The sequence below is a fragment of the Vibrio sp. 10N.222.55.C6 genome, assembly GCF_041473395.1.
GTDB lineage: Bacteria > Pseudomonadota > Gammaproteobacteria > Enterobacterales > Vibrionaceae > Vibrio > Vibrio crassostreae_C.
In genome coordinates this window covers 1-439 of sequence record NZ_JBFRSD010000404.1, presented here as the reverse complement: position 1 = coordinate 439, position 439 = coordinate 1, and the positions used below count along the sequence as shown (strand labels likewise).

1 protein-coding gene is annotated in these 439 nt (G+C 41.5%); it reads right to left on the bottom strand.

Annotation, left to right across the window (positions count from 1 at the left end):
• Positions 1–427, bottom strand: a 427-nt coding sequence (locus tag AB4486_RS24330; protein WP_372119200.1) for a glycosidase, incomplete at its 3' end; no start/stop codon positions are given.
• Positions 428–439: the final 12 nt, after the last annotated feature.

Below are 439 nucleotides of genomic sequence, written 5' to 3'. Positions count from 1 at the left end.
CATCAATATCAACCGAAGTATCTGTACCGTAACCACCAAATGTGAGTGGCGTTAATTCACCAACATTCATTACATTACCTTTTGCAGTAAATTGAGGGGACCACAACTCTGTCGCATACTGCATTTTGTAAGAGCCTGATTTTTCTTGCGTCACCACTTGATAGAAGTTATTGCCTTTGTATATATACTTACGTTGAGGTACATGTTTCCAATCAGAATCAGCAAACGTGCCTACGACAAACAGAGGTTTAGAAATCGGGCCTTTCGCCATACTATCTGGGTTGTCACAAGCGGCCATGAAGGCAACAACTTCCTCTTGAGATAAATTAACAATAGGCTCAGCAGCTCCGTCTGATTCTGCTGTCGATTGACAACCAGCAAGAGTAAAAAGCAAGGCAGCAGCAAGTGATGTTTTCATCATGTTCATTTTCACGTTAAT